Here is a 19,323-nt window from a genome sequence, read left to right as displayed (position 1 = left end):
AAGTACAACAGATATCTGACCAAGAAAAAATGAAGCAAATGGAACGTGAAATTAAAGAATTAAAGCGTGCCAATGAAATTCTACGCAAAGCAGCCGCTTTTTTCGCCCAGGCGGAGCTCGACCGCCCTCACAAATAATGGTGGATTTTATCCATAATAAAGAGCTGTACGGAGTCGAGGCGATTTGTAGAATTTTACTGATCGCCCCTTCAACCTATTATCGGACTCTAGATCTCTGTGATGAGAAGCATTGCACGATCGAGGCATGCCAAAGAATGTGATTCATCATTCCGATAGAAGTGTTCAATATCTTTCTATTCGCTATACCAATCGTTTTGAAGCAGCAAATTTACGAGCATCAGTCGGTACAACGGGTGATTCATACGATAATGCTTTGGCTGAAACGGTGAATGGCTTATACAAAACAGAGGTGATTGAATATCTAAAAGCAGATTGGCAAGGTTTAGCACATGTACAACTTGCGACACTAAATTGGGTAGATTGGTTCAATAAAGAGCGTGTACATAGTGCACTAGGTTATGTATCGCCTTTTGAGTTTGAAGCAATGTACTATGATAAGGTTAACACGTTAGGTCAGGTGGCCTAACTTAAATAAAAAAGTCTCCGACAAACCCAGTACGGTTCAGTGCACGGTAGGGCTTACATACGCGAGGACGAAAGCTGTATTTCTTGGCGCAGTCGAGCAGTTTGGGATTCCATTTATGCTGCCCCTCCTGATAGGCATCCCGTTCAATCATGATCGTTTTAGCGTTATCAAACAGGATTTCTTGAGGTACTCCTGCAAAGAACTGAAATGCATTTTCTAGACCATCGATCCATGCATCGGTACGTTCATGATCATAAAATTTCACGAAAGTCGCTCTGGAATACCCTAATGTTGCGACAAAGGCTTTTAAAGTCGTGTTGTTGCGTCGAATTGTCGTGAAATCTACCTGCATTTGTTGGCCAGGTTGGGTTTGAAAACGAATGATCGGTTCCGGTTGAGCAACTGGTTTTAATGTTGCAAGATATTCCCTCAAGATCCTGATCTTTCCTGGATATCCCAACCCTAAAATTTCCTGGTAGAGCACAACAGCAGGAATCCATTCAGGATGAGCTGCGTTTACACGTTGGAGTAAATAGGCTTTATATGGGTCAAGGATACTTATTCTAGGCTGTATACGCTGATACTGAGGTGTGGTGTTTTGCCGTAAATATTTACGTACGGTATTTCTGGACACCCCCAGTTCACGAGTAATAGCTTTAATAGATTTACCTTGCTGATGAAGTATTTGGATTGTCACTGCTTGCTCCAAAGTTAACATGTTGAGCAGTCCAAAATGACCGCTATATTAACCAAGGGGGGGCAGTTTTTAAATGCCATTAGGGGGTCATTTTTACACTGCCGCTAACAATGGTGACCGGCGCTTGATCGGCATGCAGCACCTGCTGTTGCAGCACCACCTCTTTTAAAGCATTGGCCAAAGGTTCCAGTTCCACACCGCAGCGACCAATCCAGTCAGATAAGGTCTTTCTCTTGTTTCTAGAAAGACCATGCTATCAGACCATATTAGAACTTTACTAAGTCACCTTTTAATGCCACCCCTGCTAATGCCGTACCTTTCGCACATTGGTAAGTCGTGGTGCTACGTGCTTCATTGGACTTATAGAAACTCACCAGATTGGTCACCGCATTGGCGCCTTTGGCTTTGGCTGTATTTTGAAATTGAATCAATGCCGAACGAAGTACATGATCACATGAACTTTCCGCAGATTTGGCAAAACCATTGGTCTTTTTATTGGTCACTAAGCCTTTTTCAATCACCTTACCGCCCGACTTGGTTCCCGCCAAATAAAATTTTACTGAACCATCCAAAACCCCATCAGCAACAGCACGGCTTACAGCTTCTTGGAAATTGAAATCATGCATTTGGTCAGCTGCATGTGCTGATGTAAATGCAGCTAGCCCCAGAATAGCTGTGAAGCCAAATTGCTTAATATTCATAGTAATTGCTCTCTTATTTAATTTAACGTTTTTGAAAGTTGTGTAAATACCGAATTATCTAAACGTGCCTTCCATGCCATCGCATTTTTATGAATTTTATTACCACGTTGATCGAGATTACGGCTACCTGTAATTTGTGAACTGACTTGATTACCTGAAATGAGATAGGTTACTTGTAAATAATGGCTACGACGGGTTAAACCCGCAACTACCTTTGTCTGATCTGCCTGTTCAACTACCCAACCAGTGCGCGCATTTTGCCCAACACCAAGTCGAATATTGTTCACAATATCAGCCGCAGTCGCATATTTTGCTGTCATTAATTGCCGCTGCGGATAATCAGAAATTTTTACAGTACTACAAGCTGTTAATCCCAGCATACTCACTGCTGATAAGATATATAGTGTTTTTTTAAACCCCATTTTTTACCCTCTGTTTCAGTTATGGTCTATATTATTTTTGAAAATTAATGATGTATTAATGCCACCAAAGGCAAAATTATTCGTCATAATAATTTTTGCTGACATCGGGCGAATATCACCACAAATATAATCTAATTCCGCACACGCAGGGTCAATGTTATCTAAGTTTAAAGTTGGCACGAATTGATTACGTTGCATCATTTCAATGCTGAGCCATGCTTCAATTGCACCACATGCACCTAAAGTATGACCAAAATAGCTTTTTAATGAACTGATTGGCTTTTGACCCAATATACGCACAGTTGCTTGTGATTCAGCAATATCACCCTGATCAGTCGAAGTGCCATGTGCATTAACATAATCAATATCCGCAGCAGTAAGCTGTGCATCTTTCAGTGCCAATTGCATACAGCGTCCCATCATCTCAGAATCAGGTCGCGTCACATGCTGACCATCAGTATTGCTACCATAACCGATGATCTCAGCATAAATAGTCGCTCCACGTGCTTGAGCATGTTCATATTCTTCTAAAATCAAACAGCCTGCACCTTCACCAACAACCAAACCATCCCGATTTGCATCAAAGGGACGCGGAGTTTTCTCTGGATGATCATTTTGAACGCTGGTCGCTAACAGTACATCAAACACAGCTGAACCCGCAGCGCTGAGCTCTTCTGCTCCACCTGCAATCATCACAGTTTGCTTGCCGTATTTAATCGCTTCATAAGCTTGTCCAATGGCCATCGAACCGGAAGTACACGCACTTGAGGTCGGCAGCGTTAAACCCTTTAAACCAAAATACACCGTCATATTGACTGCACTAGTATGAGACATCATACGAATGTAGGTCGTAGCATTGAGTTGGCTCATATTATGCTCAATCAACATCGAGCCAAACTCACGTACGGCATCCACACTGCCCGCAGAGGAACCAAAGGCCACACCTGTATCGCCACTTTTTAAAATATCGGCATGTAGTAAACCTGCATCTTCCAGTGCTTTTTCAGCACATACGGCAGACATTAAAGCAACACGCCCCATGCCACGGGTCACCTTACGGTTAAAATGCTTGGGTACAGTAAAGGATTCCACAGGGCCCGCCAATTTACTGCGTAAATCAGGATAAATTTCCCAGTCAGGCATATAGCGAATACCGCTTTTCCCTTGTGCAAACTGCTCAAAAATTTGCTCTGCGGTTTCCCCCAAAGAGGTAATCCCAGACATGCCTGTCACAACAACACGTTTCATTAGATCAAGCCTCCATTGACTGAAATCACTTGGCGGGTGATATAACTGGCATCATCACTGCATAAAAACTTCACCGCTTTTGCGACTTCTTCCACCTGCCCCATGCGCTGCATCGGGATCATTTTCAGGGCATGTTCTTTGACTTCTTCCGTGACCATTTCGGTTTCAATCAAGCCTGGAGCCACACAGTTCACCGTAATTTTGCGTTTGGCCAATTCCAGTGCCAATGCTTTGGTCGCGCCAATTAAGCCTGCTTTAGCAGCACTATAGTTCACCTGACCACGGTTACCCATAATGCCAGACACCGAAGATAAGGTCACAATACGTCCGCCCTTTTTCAAGCGAATCATCGGCATCATCAAGGGTTTCAGCACATTATAAAAACCGTTCAACGAAGTAGAAACGACGTCATCCCAGTCTTCATCGGTCAGTGCGGGAAAAGCACCATCACGGGTTAATCCTGCATTCAGCACAGCACCGTAAAAAGCGCCATGCTGTGCTATATCTTGCTCTAAAATGGCGGCAATCTTTTCACGCTCATTCACATCGAACATCAGTACATGGCTGGCCTGCCCAAGCGCTTGAATTTTCTGAGCCACTGCTTCGGCCTCAGACTGTCTTGAACGAGCATGGACCGTGACATCAAAGCCTGCCTTTGCCAACTCCAAAGCAATCGCTTTACCTATTCCACGACTCGAACCCGTGACTAAAATTCTTCTGTTCACACTAATTTTCCAATGATTTCATTCATATTTTCAGGCTCAAATACGGTCAACATGGCGCTGAACCGATGTTCTTGATATTCAATTTCACAATTAAACTGCCCCAAACCTTCGTGCAGATAACTTTGTTCTACTCGAATCCGCACGGTTGTACCCAAACTAAAATAGGCACAGGGTAACTGCATTTTACGCGTTCCCAATAAAAAGCCAATTTTCGGTGGCAAGCCCTGAGTTTGTCCTTTATAACCGGCATAGGCACTAATGGTCTGCGCCATCAACTCAATGCTGCTCCATGTGGGCAAGCCTTCTGGCTCACAAAACATCAAATCTGGCGTGATGTGAAGTTCTGCAATAGCAAATTCATCATTGGCTTCAATCAAATGGCTCACGAAAACCATCGGTTTCGCATGCGGAATAAACTGTACTGCATCCATCATGGCAAAGCTGTCCCGAAAATTAAACTGATATTGCTGCCGCCAAAAGCAAAAGAATTACTCATCGCATAGCGAATGGGTGTATTCAAATGCGGTGTAAACACATAGTTTTGCCCAGCCAAAGCATCGTCCAATTCACCTGCATGATGCAGCGGCAACCAAGATTGATCCAATAAAACCTGCTGGCAAATAAAAGCTTCGATTGCACCCGCTGCCCCCAGACAATGCCCCGTTTTATGTTTGGTGCTGCTCAAGGCCACAGCTGCATCAGAGAAAACAGTCTGTACCGCCTTCATTTCCATCGCATCATTTTGCGGTGTGGATGTGCCATGCAAATTTAAATAATCAATATCGCTTGCTTGCAGCTGTGCAGCGTCTAAAGCTTTTTGCATCGCCTCCGCAGCCCCTTTCCCTTCTGGATGTGGTGCTGAAATATGCCATGCATCCATTGACTCGCCGCTCGACAGTAACATCACAGGGGCAGGCGCTTTAGAGAGTAAAAACAGTCCTGCGGCTTCACCAATATTAATGCCGTCACGGTTGGCACCACAGGGCTGGCAAATTCCGCTCGATAAGCTTTCTAAACTATCAAAACCATTTAAGGTCAGCTTGCATAGGGTGTCGACTCCACCCACTAAGACTGCATCAGCCAAATTAGCATTCAGCAGACGTTGCCCCGCAGCCATCGCTTTAGCCGCAGAGGAACAGGCAGTAGAAATGGTATAGGCAGGCCCTTCCCAGCCCAAATACTGTTGTAGGGCTTTCGCTAAACTGCCCATTTCTTGCTTTTGGTGCTGTACAGACTGCGACGCTGGCTGTTGAAACTGCGCTTTTAAAGTAGGCTCATTATCCGCGATGCCTGAGGTTGACGTGCCGATAATCACTGCGAGACGTTGTCTAGGAAACTGTGCAGTATAAGCATGAATCTCGGTTTGAATTTGTGCCAGAGCCGTCAGGGCAAAGCGTAAATTCCGTGAGTCTGCACCGCTCAAGCTTGCAGGAACTGCTTGAAGCAAGGCTTGGTCAGATGCACCGACCCAGACCGAACGCCCCGCAATCAGATCTCCTCGTTGCGATAGGGTATTTTCAGGGTTGGTCAAGGCATGTTGAAGCTCAGCAGCATTTTGTCCCAAAGCCGACAGCGCCGCACTGAACTGAATACCCACGGCTGAAACATGCTGTAGATTTTTAGTCATGATGGTCACCTTGATCATCTTCTAAAGTATTGCTCACCGTGCTGATCATCATTTGATAAGGCACTTGCAAATTATCCAGTTTAATTGCTCCTTCATTTTGCTGAATTTTCAACACGGGTTGCTGCTGTATATAAATGGTATCGTCTTTCTGCACGACCGCATTTTGAGCTGTATGTAAGGCAGCAAAATTTGGATATGTGGCATAGAGAATATCACGCACTACATAATCAAAAGGTAATCTTTTCATTGGATCAATGAGCTGTTCAGCTTCGACCTTTTGACCATCAAAACTGAGCTTAAACAACTGCTGTCCTGTGAGGCTCAGTGCCAACATGTCAAGCGACTGCCCCCGTTGTTGCTGATACAGTAAAAAGCTGAAACTCTGGGTTTTCCACTGTACTTCGATTTGATCTTGACGTTGATAATTTTGCGCAACCCACTGTGGGGTCGCGAGCCCCAGCGCCTTGGGAATCAAGCTTTGGCAGGCACTACAAAGCAGAGCACTGGCTAAAACCCAACTGACAGTTTTAAAACGCAGCTCAAGTTTCATCAGTTAGCGACTCTTTTTGCGGTTGTTCTTCTCGGCAATATTCGGCCAAAGTGCTCAAGCGTTGCTTGGCATTACGATGGATCGGGTTGCTTGCATCCCACGCATAACCTGCTAGCAAGGAAGCAATCATACGGCGGATTTTTTCATCCTGTTGAGTCGAAAATACCACATCCTGAAACTCACCTGAATACCATGATTCGACATAGGCACGGAACACTTGAATGCCTTTACGTAGCGGTTTTTCATATTGCTCCATCCAGTTTACCTTCTGACCTTGCAACACTTGCTCGACCAATGGCACAGCTAGACTAGACGATTTTAAGGCAATGGTTACCCCTGAAGAAAAGACAGGATCGAGGAACTCACCGGCATTGCCCAGTAACGCGTAGTTTTCAGATGCCAAATGTTTAACATCGGCAGAGTAGCCCACCAAAGTACGTACAGGAGTATCATGCTTAGCATGGCGCAATAAATGCGACAAACTGACATCATCGGCCAAAATACGTTTCTGTAAGGCTTCTAAATCATAATCTACACTGCCGTCATAGCCGTATTTTTCAAAAAAATCTTGCTCCGCCACAATACCAAATGAAGAACGCCCATCGGCAAAGGGAATCAGCCAATACCACGCACGGTGGTCTTTTTCATGCACGGTAATTAAAATTTTCTCGCGGTCAAACTCAGGATCATCCAACAAACCATCTTCAATATGGGTAAAGACCGCACGGCGCACTGGAAAGTCCGATGGACTTTCTAAGTCGAGAAACTTCGGCAAAATTCGGCCAAAACCACTGGCATCCAATAGAAATTTGCCTTGAATTTGGTAGTTGTTGCCTTGCTCACCTTTCACCGTCAAAATCGGTTGTGTAGATGCCACATCGACCGCCAAAACTTCATGACCAAAACGGATATCTGCGCCCATTTTTTCGGCTTGCTGTGCCAAAAGCTGGTCAAAGTTGGCACGTCTTACCTGCCATGTAGTGCCTGGACCTTCGCTAAACTTTTGAGTAAAGTCATAAAAACTGCGCTGCGTACCTCTTAAAAAAGCCGCGCCATTTTTAAACTGAAAGGCATATTCATCGGCATGTGCGCGAACGGTCTCCAACAAACCCGCTTCTTCCAAAAACACCATACACTGCGGCAATAAAGATTCACCAATGGAAAACCTCGGAAAATATTGCTTTTCGATGACCGTGACTTGGTAACCTTTTTGACGCAGCAAAGCTGCAGCCGAGCTGCCTGATGGTCCCGCCCCAATAATTAAAACATCTGTCTGTTGCATGGTGCTCATTGCACTGTACCCTTTGACTCAGCTCTTTGGCTGATATTGTTGAACCACCACATGTTTCGCATCGGAAGATGTAAAAAGTGTGGCATAAATAAATGAAAAAATAACGCCCAGCAACACTGTTAGGCCAAAACTGTGAATGGCATAAGTATGACTAAAGGACAGCAAACCAAAACCAAAGAACGTCGACATCATGCACAGAAACAAAGCCATACCCACCACTTGTGGATGATCATGTCCATGGCGGTAGAAAATAGCATAATCCACCCCAATTCCAATGATCAGGAAGGTACCCATAATGCTGAATAAATTAATCTCGACACCCAGCCATGCTTGAATCGCAAACGTGGTCATTAAGGCCATGCTGACAGGCAACACCAAAGGCAGAATGGATTTTTTGCCATACAGTGCCCCTAAGCCAATGGCTAAAATCAGCAAAGCGCTGAGTAATAGCCACTGTGCCTGCTCACGGTGTTGTTTAAACAATTCAGACAGTTGATGAACGGGGCGTAACAGTTGTACATCCGCATTTTCAAGCTGTTGCACGGCTTTGACGTCATGCACATTTTGCAGCATCACCAAACGTTGTGTCGGACTCATCTGCAAAAAATGCAGAGGATGATCTTTAAAGACCGCTTCGGTCAATAACGGTTGGTCTTTTAAATGCGCTTGCCAGTTTAAAATATCCGCTGCGTTGAGCTGCAACGCTTGCGCATATTCCACTAAAGCCGGCTGAGGAATCGCCTGTAACATTTCAACATTCTTTTTTTGCTGCTCAAGCGATGGAATCCACTGCCCTAAAGCTTGTACAGCATCCAACTTACCAGCCTGTTGCAAGGACGCAAGCTCTGCCAGTAGTTGCTGTTCGCGCTGCTCCAACTCTGCTGAGCTTCTGCCCCGTACCACAAAGTATTCGCTGCTTTGCTGCTGCATAAAACGTGAACGAATATATTGATCTTCCTGCTTTAAAGTGGCATCCATACTTTGTAAATTACGGATGTCATCATTGCTTTTCAGCAAGGTGAGACTACTACCCGTCACCAGTACAATCAATGCAATCATGCCATAACGTAGCTTGTTGTGGCTCTGCACATAACTACGCGCTTTGCCAATAAAGCCCAGTGCACGTATCGCAGGTTCCGCATTCAGCGCAGGCAAACGTGGCAGCAGTAAAATACTGGTCACCCATGCGGCACTCAGTCCAACCATAGAAAAGACTGCAATCTGTTTAAAGCCCGGAAATGGGGTAAAACTAAGCACCACATAGGCCAATAGCGTGGTCATTAACCCCACAAATAGACTCGGCAATAACGGCTTTAGAACAGTAAATCCATCGATCTGTCGGTGCTGAGACTGCATGGCCATGAAGTAAAATGAAAAATCGACACAGACCCCAATCAGACTGGCACCAAAGACCAGTGTCATCAGGTGAATTTCGCCAAAAACCCAATAGGTCACAGCAAAGGCCACCAAGCTGCCTGTGCCGACTGCAACCATTTCCGTCAGCATGGGTCGTATCGAACGGAAGCCAAACCAGACTAGAAGCAAAATCCCGATGGTCGAACCCACTCCAATGGTGGAAATTTCCTCTTTGGCAGAGTTAGTGCCGAACTGTGCAAACAGCAGCGTACCTGTCCAGTGCGGTTTGACCTGCAACTGGTTGAGTTGCTGATTGATATTTTGGATAAATGCAGCGGTCTGCTCTTGGTAGGCAATGTTATAGGGGCTGTTATTGAGCTGAAGTACCATCAGGCGCGAGATGCCCTGCTCATCACGAATCGTGGCAAAGCCCTGCTCTAAATTGATATCGGCATTGCTTTGTAAAGCACCTAACCCCACTGCATAGCGCGGAAACAACAGCAAAGGATCTTGCTTGAGCATTTCAGCCGTAATCGGCATGCCCGGACTCATCAGTTGTAATAAGCCCTGCTCCATCAACGCAGCATAGTCCTGCCCCTGCACAAGCTGCTGATCAGTCTTGGATAATAGCCCTGCTTTGTGCTGATACAGCGCTTGGGCAAATTGATCGGGGTCAAGCTGTGGACGAACAGGTAAAAACAGTTGACTTTGATTAGCTTGGGTTTTAAGTGCTCGTGTTGCCTGTTCTAATTGCTGATCCGTTTTGGCATCCAACACCACAAAAACTTTGTCATTTAACTGCTGACTCACATATTGCTGTGCTTGTTCCAGATGAGCATCTTGATGGGCTTCAGGCAGCAAAGCAAAAATATTGGTCTCAATCTTGATGCCTTTATTCAGCCAAGCCACGCCCAGTGCCAAAGCAATGACACACAGCACCAACAACCACAGAGCGCTAAATTTATTTTGCCAATTGGAAAAGCGCATTTTCCGCAGCCGTTAAAGTTTGAGGTTGAGCCGTTTGCTGGCTAAAACGAATGATGGTGCGGTTATTGGCTTGTTCCAAAATGGTAATACGGTCCACATAACGCTGACCTTGCGCATCGACTTGGACAAAAAGCTTTTTAAATAGACTGCTTTTCGGCGTTAAGCTGACATTCCACTGCGTTGGGCTGTAATTGGCAGACACCACATTAAAGTTTTTAGCGAGCGCCGCTTCATTGCCCGACATCAACTGTAAAAACATCGTCGCTACAGAGCCATAAGGAGTCTTATCGACTTCAATTTGACTGGACGTGCGATGCGTCTTTTGTACCAGCTTACGCGCTGTCACCACCAAATCGGCCTTGACTGGACTTTGAATCTGCCACAGCACGCCTTGGTTTTTGCTGAACAGCACAGTACCTTTGGACACATAGGTTTTATTCAATGCTGCCAGTTTTTTCTGCTGCTCAAATTGGGCACGCACCACAGGCGTTGCGCCAAGCTGAGCAAATACCTGCTTCAATTCAGTATTTTGTGCATTCGCTGTGGGAGCAAGCGAAGTTATCACACTGGCTGTACACGCAACGAAAATCATCGTGGAGAATTTGTATCGAATCATGCTTGCATTACTCCGCCTTAAACTCAGGCCATGCATTTAAACAATCCAACAACACCTGTGGGGATTGAAAACACATTTCACGCTTTTCAATATGAACTGCCACTTGCGAAGTAAAGCCCTTGGTCAACTTTCTACCCGAGACCGCATCAAAAATCAGATATTCAATTTTCAAGCGATTTTCCCACTCTTTCAAAACAGCGCGCACACGAATTTTCTGTTCAAATTCGATGCCTTGTACATAGCGCACATAGCTTTCAATGACAGGCCATGCATAACCCGAGTCGCGCATTTGGTTATAGTTATAGTGAAATTGATCTAACAGTTTGCAACGTGCAATTTCAAAATATTTTAAATAATGCCCATGCCACACCACATGCATGGTGTCGACGTCATGAAAAGGCACTTCAATAATTACATCAGCATACATGCTCATTTCCTATAAATATTGAACAGCAATGCTGTCTAACAGTTCTAAATGATCAAAACGATTGACCAGCGTTTGAAGCTCTTGTTGCAAAGGACGATCTTCCGCTACGTAGGTGAAGCTCTGAAGCACCCAGTATTGAAATGCTCTTAAAACAGGGCTGAGTTCTGTATCTACACCTTTAAGTTTAACTGCTTGAACTGCTGCACAACTGAGTGCTGCAATCACTTGTTCGGTCAGAGTAATGACACGGCTAGCATCACGTGCGGCAATGGTGCCCATACTGACTTTGTCTTGATTATGACATTCGGTTGAACGTGAGAAAATCGACGCAGCGAGTGTCTGTTTCAAGGCTTCTGCCGTCCATGCCGAAACCCCGATTTGCACTGCTTTAAAGCCATGATTCAGCGGTAACCGCTCAGGACTTGAACCAGTTAAATTACGCGGTAAACCATTGTTCATTTTATAGTCCACCAACTGCGCCAATTGACGATCCATCAGGTCAGCAATATTCGCAATCATGATTTTTAGACTATCCATGGCTTGGGCAATATGTCCGCCATAGAAATGCCCACCATGCAGTACCCGCAGGTTGACTGGGTCAATTAATGGATTGTCATTGCTTGAGTTCAGCTCATTTTCAATAAACTGACGCAGCCACAGTTTAGAGTCTTCAAACACCCCGATCACATGCGGTGCACAGCGCAATGAATAACGGTCTTGCAAGCGTGAACTTTGGTGTTCGGTTTGTACTTCACTGTTTAACCAGTCGCGTAACTGCGCTGCAATATGTTGCTGTCCCGGATGTGGTTTTTGTGCAAACAGGACTTCATCAAAATGACTTGGATTACCCTCTAAAGCCAAAACATTCAATGCAGTAATTAAAGTACTGGCAAAAGAAATCTGTTCGGCTTTTTTATAATTCAGGCAGGCAATCGCAGTCATAACCGCTGTACCATTCATCAGGGCCAAACCTTCTTTAGGACGCATCACCAAAGGCTGCAAGCCTTTTTCGGCATACACTTGTGCAATCGGCACGATCTGGCCTTGATAGTACACATCGCGCTCACCGACCAATGCCCCAGCGATATAAGACAAAGGGGTCAAGTCACCACTGGCACCGACCGAACCCTCAGATGGAATCACCGGAATCACATCTTCATTCAGCATCCAGACCAACCGCTGCAACAAGGCATGCGAGACACCCGAATAGCCGCGTGCCAAAGAACATAAACGCACCACCACGACAGCACGTGCGGTAGTTAAGTCTAAGTTTTGCCCCATGCCGCAGCCATGAAAACGCGACAAATGCAGCGGCAGCTCATGCACTTGGTGGGCTGGAATTTCAATCAAGCACGAGTCTCCATAACCCGTGGTCACGCCATAAATGACGCCTTCGTCTTGCAACAGCTGATCGAGGAAATCTGCACCGCGTTGAATCAATGCTGTCCATTCAGCAGAGTTAGGCAATACCACCTGTTTTTCTTTACGCGCTACAGCCAAAACATCTTCAATACTGAGCGGAGTTTCCCCAACAATTAACACAAGACTTATCCTTTATTCCAAAAATTATAAAAATTAAACCATTGATAGGGCGCTCGTATGCAATGCTGTTCCAACAGTTGCACATACTGTCTTGTGGTCTGTTGCATGGCCTGTAAACGCTCTTTACGCGGCCAGTTCAACTGCTCCGCCACTTGATGAATATGCACTTCAAAATGTGTATCAACTCGATAGCAAAACACTGCCAACACAGGAGCTTTCAACAAACTGGCCAAAATCCATGCACCCTGTGGCCACAGCGCTTGCTCTCCTAAAAAAGCAACCGATTGTACACGATCTGACTGCACGGGTACGCGGTCTGCTGCCACAATCACCCATTCACCTTGATCCAACTTATCCTGTAAAATCATTGCTGTTTCAATTCCCAACTCATCCACCGAAACCAAATTAACATCGGCATGTTCATTCAGTTTTTTTAAAAATGCATTGAACTTGGTAGCATGTTTTTGATAAACCAACACATTAATTTTCTGCGGATGCTCTGCTTTGACGGCGCGCAGCAATTCAATATTGCCAAAGTGTGACACCACTATCACCGCACCTTTTTGATAGTGCGAACGAAAGTGCGCATGACCATGCAGCTTTAAGTTCTGCTCAGGAATATGCCCGAGCCAGCCCTCAATTTTATCTAAAATACATTCGCCAAATTGCATCAAATGCGTATAGCTGTGCCACAGCTGCGGCTCAGCCTGAAACGGCGACTGCGCACCTGCAAAATGATGCAGTTTTTTTAAGTACAACAGTGAAGCCTGACGCGCAGTATTGGAAAAGAGCCAGTACCATAAAATCACAAAGTATAAGATGACTCGGCACAGCCAACGCCCACCCAAACGGTAGAAACCCAGCATCAGCATTAGCGGTAACATCCCGCCCCGTTCTTTCACGGCGCTCCATTTCTGCATATATTTCTCTGACCACCTTAACCTTTGACTTTCTGATAAATCAGTTTGGGGAACCGCAGCAGCATGCCACCCAACAAGCGGCTGTGCGCGCGCGCCATGCCCAAATTGTCACGCCACACATCAAAATGTGAAATACCACCTTCAGGATAAATCACATGCGTGGGCAGATTAATAAACGGCACATTGTCCCATTTCAAACGCACTAAAATTTCCGAGTCAAAGCCCATCCGCGGTTGAAACTTGGCAGTGTTTAGAATGTTCACTGTCTGCGCTAGAGGATAGACACGAAAGCCACACATGCTGTCTTTAATCTCAAAAGACAGACTGTTAATCCACACCCAAATATGCGTTGCATAACGGCCATAGAGACGTTTTTTGGGAACAGTCGCATCAAAGATCGGCTGACCAATAATCATGGCTTCGGGGTGCTGGATAGAGGTGTCTAAAAAGCGTTGCACATCCTGCCAGTCATGTTGTCCATCGGCATCGAGTTGCAAGGCATGGCTATAACCGCATTGAAAGGCATGTTTGAGCCCCGTGATCACCGCCTGCCCTTTCCCTTGATTGTGGGTATGTTCAACCAAATCGACCCTTGGATAGTCCTGCGTAAGCTGATGTAATACCGCCGTACAATCGGCATCACTGCCATCATTCACCATAATGATGGGTAACTCAAAAGCGCTTAAATGTGACAGTAACGCAGCCAAATAATGTGGATGGTTATACACAGGAATCACAAAGCAGTGTTTCATTTTTTCTCTCGGCTTAAACGTCTGAAGGGATAGCAAACAGCAAACGTCCTGATGCCAATATTTTGTCATGATTTTTCAGCTCAAAACTGACCTTATGCGCTTTACGGCTGAGCACCAGTTCCACCGTATGATAGGGTTGGATCAGTCCTTGAAATTTTAATTGCTCAAAACCATTGCACCACAGTAAATCCACCCAATTTTGTTTGGCAAAATGCTGGATAAAACCAATTTGCCCTACGCCCGGATAAATCGGAAAGTTCGGAAAATGCCCTTTAAAGCATTCCAGCTCAGGCACAAACTCCAAAGCATAACTGATCTGCATATCCTGAGACTGCTGTGTCAATACCACAGGCAAGGTCATCGGCAGAAAGAGTGATTTTAAATACTGTTTATTCAGCTTCGATTGTGCATTTTGTGGCATTTGCGTTAAGAACCGCCACTGCCGCGGAATCGCGATACTTTCCAGCTTCTGTTGTAATTGTTTTTTCAGCTGTGCGGTAAAGGCAGCTTTGCCCTTTTCGATAAGCAGCACCCTTGCATCCACTGTCAGCACCGCTACCACCGCCAAAATCTGACGCTGTTCTTTTTCATGAATTAAAACATGGCACTGCTGTATTTCTGCCAACTCAGCGATTTTCACTTCAATCGCATCGAGACTTAACCGCTTTTCTTCCAGTTTGACAATACGGTCCAAACGCCCCAATAGTTGGAATGGACTTTTGGGATTATTTGCATCCACGACCTGCACTTTATCTCCAGTCAAAATCCAATCCATGCTAAAGGCATGATTGGTTTTAACGGCTAACTCTTGTTGCTCGGCGCAGTTAATTTCGACATTGGCAAAGGGAGTCCATAGCGCATCATCTGCCTGACGGTGAGCAATCCCGCCTGTTTCAGAACTACCAAACACTTCGGTAATGGGACGGTTCAGCAAAGGACGCACGCCTGCATCCAACTTTCCACCAGAGGAATAGACCCGATGGCAGTCTTGCAACACTACATCTGTGGTCCAGCGCTTCAACAATGCAGGACTTGAAATGAGGTAATTGGGCAGTTGCAAATGGGTAATTTTCTTTTGAAGATCAACTACATCTTCAGGGAAAGCCAATTGTTTCTGATAGAAACTGCGTCCACTGGCTAAAGGCCACAACAACTTAAACAGCAAACCATAAATATGCTGATGGCTCACCGTAGCAATCGCGATCGCCTGCTCAGGCAAATCAAAACTGGCTTCTAAACCACAGACTTCATTGAACAATTGTTGCAAGGTGCGCGGAATCTTTTTCGGCTGCCCTGTTGAGCCCGAAGTATAAAAATACAGCTGTGCCTGATTGAGAAAGGTAGCATCAAATTGAAGCTCAAAAGTTGGCGTGGCTGTCGACGGCAAACGTTGTAAAAAATAAATCTGCTGTTCAGCCAATTCTTTTTCTAAGTCACTGACCCGATGCGGCGGCAACAGCACTTGCTTACCTGCTTGTAAGGCTGCAAACAACAATACTAAAAACTCATAACTGTCTTCTTGCCAAAGCGCCCATACTGGCTGTTCCAACTGCTGAATTTGCGTAGCCTGTAAAGCTACATCCAACCAAAAAGTGTGAAAGGAAACAAAACTTGAGTCCGCATGAATACACAAGGGACGCGATGAATGGAGATGGTGTTGAAAATGACAAGACATAAAATTTGTTTTTAAAAACCGTATTTCTAATCGCTATAGTTCGAGACCACTGTTTCAGCTGCCCTGACGGAAATGCTGTTATTTCTGTGCCTGATGCAGTCGTTGCTGGCGTTTACGCAACACAAATTCACCCAGCAATAATCCACCCATCAAGACATAAGAGATCAAGCCGTTATACATCACCCAAATTTTCATCGGTGCAAAGAAAACAGTGATCAGGGCAATGACCGCATTGATGCAAAAAAAACCACACCAAACTTTGGTCACTTGACGGGTCCATTCGACTCCTTCTTCTGGCAGATTAGGCTCTGCCAAACGTGCAAAACGCTCAATCATTGAAGGCGGTCGAATCAAGGTGCTGGCAAAAATAAACAGCGCCCCAAGACTCATAAAGACAGGATAGAGTTTAAGCCACGCATGATCTTTTAAAATCAAACTCAGCCCGCCACATAAAATGGCAAAACCTGTCAATGGCCACAGCAGGGCATTGCCCTTACTCAAGAGACGTAAAATGCCCAGTACAATCAATACCGCACTGACCCAGACATACTGTCCATGTGCCAAAGCATAAGCGACAAAAAAAGGATAGAGGATCAAACCGATCCCTGCTACCCCTTTTAAGATGTTGTTCATGCAACTGACATATTCTGAATCACGACCACCACATCTTGAATGGTGCGCACATTTTTAAAATCTTCAGGGTTGACTTGTTTGCCTGTCAACTCTTTAATTTTTACCACCAAATCAATGGCATCAATACTGTCAACATCGAGGTCTGAAGCTAGGTTTGACTCTAATTGCACATCTTCAGGCGCAATTTCAAACAACTCTTCCATCCATTCACGTAATTTTTCTAACACGGTTTCTTGTGCAAGCATAGCAACCTCTTATGCTGTTTTCTGTGCTTCAACCAAAGCCACTAAGCTTTGAATTGATTTAAAATGTTCTTTGGTTTCTGCAGACTCTGCATTCAAATGAATGCCATAACGTTTTTTCAATGCCAAGCCTAATTCAAGGGCATCAATCGAGTCCAAACCTAGACCATCGCCAAACAAAGGCGCGTCTGTATCAATGTCTTCAATACTGATGTCTTCAAGGGCAAGGACATCAATAATCATTTGCTTTAATTCATCAGCAAGATTCGTCATTTAGGGATAACTCTTGGTTAAAAAACCATTGTAATTGTTGATTTAATTGACGTACATTTTTTGGATTAACCGTTACGTCATCCAATACGTCTTCCACTTGGATCGCATCCAAGACTTTTACATGGATATGAAAAGGCTGTTCTGGAATGTGATACCATTTTTCGTTTTTGGTGAGTGTCGAGGGCGTACAGCTAATTAGCACAGGCCGAATCGGTACCCTTGCCCTTAGTGCAATATTGGCTGCGCCGCGCTGAAACTCGTTCAACTGCTCACCTTTTGCTGTTCTTGTTCCCTCAGGAAAGATCAACAAGGACGCGGCATGATCCTGCTGCAATTTGTGTACACAGTCCTGAATAAATTGTTCAGAACCCGCATTTAAAATATAGCCCGCACTTTGCACAGGACCTTTGGTAAATGGATTTGACCACAGTGCCTGCTTAACGACACAGTTTGCTTGCTCCATTAAACCAATTAAAACCACCACGTCAATCAGTGTCGGATGATTGGCAATCACCAACTCCTGTTGACTGTTTTTTAATTTCTCTAAACCTTCAACCGTATAAGTCATAATGCCCAGTTTCACCATCATTTCGGTGAAACCTTTAAAACTGTGTTTAATCACCTTTTGAGTGCGCTGTTTTCGGACATCCAGATCAGACGAACTCAGCTTAACCAGAGGGGCAACCAAACCGCCAATCGCCACACCGCCTAAGCCAAAGCTGGCAAAGCTAAATCCTGTCGCCCCAACCCGCCATGCATAGTTGGCTTTTTGCTTGATTCGATTTAATTTCAGCATTTCGTCCACGCTTCAGATTCAGTTTGCTCAGGATTAGTCCAAAACGTGTTAAATGCTAAAGCTTGCTGATAGGCTGGCGTTGCATTCGTATGCTTTGGCATCAATATCAAATTTGCAGGCGCTAATGAAATCATCGCTGCCATCGCAAAAGCAGAAAATGGCTGATGCTCGATATACATTTCAGGCAAGGCTTCATCATAATACACCAGCAAAACCTGACAGGCTTCTGGCCTTGTTTTTAACCATGCATAAGCTTCAATCAACCCATCATTCCACGAACCTGCCAAACTGGTCGCAGGTGTCGCATCCTGACATAAAATAGAATATAAGCCTGAAATTGCATTATGTACCGAGGTTGAAAATTGAGTCGGTGAAGGCGTTTGCCCTCTCAAGACATCTTCTAATATATTCAGCGTTTTGGCTTCATCACCATATTGCGACACCCAAACAATATAATCGACATTGCAGGCATCTAAAGCTTGTATGGCACAATTCAAAGCCAGTTTTGCCAGACGAGACAAACGTCGGCGTTGCATCGCAGGAATGTATTCTATAGCTGATAACTTTTGATCAATCGAACTTAGATTTAAGTGGGATACGTGGAGTTGCATCATCGTGATCAGTGTTTAAAAAATTGACAAATTATCAGGTTCGCAATTATAGCACCGTGTCAAATTTTTCACAAAATTTAACAAAACTACGTTGTTTTCAAAAAGGCTTTGTTGCACAAAGATTTCATAACTATATGATTTTAAAAGTTTTGATTATTTTTTGATCCAACATTAAATTTATTTAAATCAGATGCTTACATATTTATGCAACAAAGCCCCTTTGGATTGGAATTTCTGTGGCATCCACGATCACAACATTCCAATCGATGCCTTCGCCCTCGGGTAAATCTTTGGATAAATTAAAGAGATTGGACCGAATCAGGCAGTCTTCAACATGACGGACAATTCTTGAGGCTGTGGGCTCTGACACGCCATAACTTGTTGCGACATGGAACAATGTTCGGTATTCACGCCAATAGCTTAGACAGAGCAGAACCTGGTCTTCCAGGCTTAACTTGGGCGGTCTGCCTTTGGCAGGGACATGTTTCTTCAATTGCTCAACCATTAAATCAAAGGTTGACCATGAGATGCCCGTGTATCGCTTGAACTGAGGATCAGAAAGCTTGTTTGAATCGATGTATTTCATCCGCAGATTATGCATGAATGCCAAGAAATCTGGAGTGCAA

General features: G+C 44.8%; 21 protein-coding genes, 3 pseudogenes and 1 other annotated feature. Of the genes and pseudogenes, 1 reads left to right on the top strand and 23 read right to left on the bottom strand.

Annotated elements, in window-relative coordinates; all coding sequences use genetic code 11:
- Positions 1 to 606 (top strand): annotated as a pseudogene (locus tag FTU40_RS11160) (integrase core domain-containing protein); the annotation flags it as partial.
- Positions 95 to 208, top strand: a sequence feature (AL1L pseudoknot). It overlaps the preceding pseudogene by 114 nt.
- Positions 607 to 646: 40 nt before the next feature.
- Here the strand turns inward: FTU40_RS11160 and istA are convergent.
- The 23 genes and pseudogenes from istA to FTU40_RS11045 form a co-directional block, all read right to left on the bottom strand.
- Positions 647 to 1,324: pseudogene (gene istA / locus FTU40_RS11155) on the bottom strand (IS21-like element ISAba8 family transposase); the annotation flags it as partial.
- 85 nt (positions 1,325 to 1,409) lie between these two features.
- A pseudogene (locus FTU40_RS11150) lies at positions 1,410 to 1,535 on the bottom strand (transposase); the annotation flags it as partial.
- Between the two features lie 34 nt (positions 1,536 to 1,569).
- On the bottom strand, positions 1,570 to 2,004 hold the full coding sequence (locus FTU40_RS11145; RefSeq protein ID WP_180040874.1) for an excinuclease: 435 nt from the start codon (positions 2,002 to 2,004) through the stop codon (positions 1,570 to 1,572).
- A gap of 17 nt (positions 2,005 to 2,021) precedes the next feature.
- Positions 2,022 to 2,426, bottom strand: coding sequence for a hypothetical protein (locus FTU40_RS11140; protein ID WP_070154006.1), 405 nt, complete (start codon positions 2,424 to 2,426; stop codon positions 2,022 to 2,024).
- 15 nt (positions 2,427 to 2,441) lie between these two features.
- Positions 2,442 to 3,674 carry a beta-ketoacyl-ACP synthase gene (locus tag FTU40_RS11135; RefSeq protein WP_070154005.1) on the bottom strand — a complete coding sequence of 411 codons (1,233 nt, stop codon included), beginning with the start codon at positions 3,672 to 3,674 and terminating at the stop codon, positions 2,442 to 2,444.
- Positions 3,674 to 4,399 (bottom strand): 3-ketoacyl-ACP reductase FabG2, encoded by a 726-nt coding sequence (locus tag FTU40_RS11130; protein WP_070154004.1) that lies wholly within the window; start codon positions 4,397 to 4,399, stop codon positions 3,674 to 3,676. The genes FTU40_RS11135 and FTU40_RS11130 overlap by 1 nt, the downstream gene beginning before the upstream one ends.
- Complete coding sequence (locus FTU40_RS11125; RefSeq protein ID WP_180040872.1) at positions 4,396 to 4,833, bottom strand: 3-hydroxylacyl-ACP dehydratase; 438 nt, start codon at positions 4,831 to 4,833, stop codon at positions 4,396 to 4,398. The genes FTU40_RS11130 and FTU40_RS11125 overlap by 4 nt, the downstream gene beginning before the upstream one ends.
- Positions 4,830 to 6,026, bottom strand: a complete 1,197-nt coding sequence (locus FTU40_RS11120; protein WP_180040870.1) for a beta-ketoacyl-[acyl-carrier-protein] synthase family protein — start codon at positions 6,024 to 6,026, stop codon at positions 4,830 to 4,832. The genes FTU40_RS11125 and FTU40_RS11120 overlap by 4 nt, the downstream gene beginning before the upstream one ends.
- The gene (locus FTU40_RS11115; protein WP_168384514.1) at positions 6,019 to 6,576 is read right to left on the bottom strand and encodes a DUF3261 domain-containing protein; all 558 of its coding nucleotides are present in this window, start codon (positions 6,574 to 6,576) and stop codon (positions 6,019 to 6,021) included. Before FTU40_RS11115 ends, FTU40_RS11120 begins: the two co-directional genes overlap by 8 nt.
- Positions 6,566 to 7,867, bottom strand: coding sequence for an NAD(P)/FAD-dependent oxidoreductase (locus tag FTU40_RS11110; RefSeq protein ID WP_104500150.1), 1,302 nt, complete (start codon positions 7,865 to 7,867; stop codon positions 6,566 to 6,568). Before FTU40_RS11110 ends, FTU40_RS11115 begins: the two co-directional genes overlap by 11 nt.
- An 18-nt stretch (positions 7,868 to 7,885) precedes the next feature.
- Positions 7,886 to 10,210: an MMPL family transporter gene (locus tag FTU40_RS11105; protein WP_104500149.1), complete on the bottom strand. Its 2,325-nt coding sequence runs from the start codon at positions 10,208 to 10,210 to the stop codon at positions 7,886 to 7,888.
- Positions 10,185 to 10,826: an outer membrane lipoprotein carrier protein LolA gene (locus FTU40_RS11100; RefSeq protein ID WP_075166727.1), complete on the bottom strand. Its 642-nt coding sequence runs from the start codon at positions 10,824 to 10,826 to the stop codon at positions 10,185 to 10,187. The genes FTU40_RS11105 and FTU40_RS11100 overlap by 26 nt, the downstream gene beginning before the upstream one ends.
- Before the next feature lie 7 nt (positions 10,827 to 10,833).
- Positions 10,834 to 11,253, bottom strand: a complete 420-nt coding sequence (locus FTU40_RS11095) for a thioesterase family protein (RefSeq protein WP_005090845.1) — start codon at positions 11,251 to 11,253, stop codon at positions 10,834 to 10,836.
- Between the two features lie 9 nt (positions 11,254 to 11,262).
- Positions 11,263 to 12,795, bottom strand: a complete 1,533-nt coding sequence (hutH, locus tag FTU40_RS11090) for a histidine ammonia-lyase (protein WP_104494806.1) — start codon at positions 12,793 to 12,795, stop codon at positions 11,263 to 11,265.
- 5 nt (positions 12,796 to 12,800) lie between these two features.
- A complete protein-coding gene (locus tag FTU40_RS11085; protein ID WP_104500148.1) occupies positions 12,801 to 13,715 on the bottom strand; it encodes an acyltransferase in 915 nt (304 codons plus the stop codon).
- 17 nt (positions 13,716 to 13,732) lie between these two features.
- Positions 13,733 to 14,467, bottom strand: a complete 735-nt coding sequence (locus tag FTU40_RS11080) for a glycosyltransferase family 2 protein (protein ID WP_070153995.1) — start codon at positions 14,465 to 14,467, stop codon at positions 13,733 to 13,735.
- 13 nt (positions 14,468 to 14,480) lie between these two features.
- On the bottom strand, positions 14,481 to 16,142 hold the full coding sequence (locus tag FTU40_RS11075; protein WP_104500147.1) for an AMP-binding protein: 1,662 nt from the start codon (positions 16,140 to 16,142) through the stop codon (positions 14,481 to 14,483).
- Positions 16,143 to 16,220: 78 nt separating this feature from the next.
- A complete protein-coding gene (locus FTU40_RS11070) occupies positions 16,221 to 16,775 on the bottom strand; it encodes a septation protein IspZ (protein ID WP_005090850.1) in 555 nt (184 codons plus the stop codon).
- The gene (locus FTU40_RS11065) at positions 16,772 to 17,020 is read right to left on the bottom strand and encodes an acyl carrier protein (RefSeq protein ID WP_005090852.1); all 249 of its coding nucleotides are present in this window, start codon (positions 17,018 to 17,020) and stop codon (positions 16,772 to 16,774) included. The genes FTU40_RS11070 and FTU40_RS11065 overlap by 4 nt, the downstream gene beginning before the upstream one ends.
- A gap of 9 nt (positions 17,021 to 17,029) precedes the next feature.
- Positions 17,030 to 17,290, bottom strand: a complete 261-nt coding sequence (locus FTU40_RS11060; RefSeq protein WP_005090854.1) for a phosphopantetheine-binding protein — start codon at positions 17,288 to 17,290, stop codon at positions 17,030 to 17,032.
- Positions 17,274 to 18,086 carry a 1-acyl-sn-glycerol-3-phosphate acyltransferase gene (locus tag FTU40_RS11055; RefSeq protein WP_075166721.1) on the bottom strand — a complete coding sequence of 271 codons (813 nt, stop codon included), beginning with the start codon at positions 18,084 to 18,086 and terminating at the stop codon, positions 17,274 to 17,276. Before FTU40_RS11055 ends, FTU40_RS11060 begins: the two co-directional genes overlap by 17 nt.
- Positions 18,080 to 18,700 (bottom strand): beta-ketoacyl synthase chain length factor, encoded by a 621-nt coding sequence (locus FTU40_RS11050; protein ID WP_075166810.1) that lies wholly within the window; start codon positions 18,698 to 18,700, stop codon positions 18,080 to 18,082. Before FTU40_RS11050 ends, FTU40_RS11055 begins: the two co-directional genes overlap by 7 nt.
- Positions 18,701 to 18,899: 199 nt before the next feature.
- Entirely contained in the window at positions 18,900 to 19,190 is a 291-nt protein-coding gene (locus tag FTU40_RS11045) for a transposase family protein (RefSeq protein WP_180040868.1), read from the bottom strand.
- Positions 19,191 to 19,323: the final 133 nt, after the last annotated feature.

It is taken from the genome of Acinetobacter sp. YH12100, assembly GCF_013419135.1.
In the GTDB taxonomy this organism is placed as follows: domain Bacteria; phylum Pseudomonadota; class Gammaproteobacteria; order Pseudomonadales; family Moraxellaceae; genus Acinetobacter; species Acinetobacter pseudolwoffii.
This window is presented reverse-complemented; position numbering and strand designations above follow the sequence as displayed.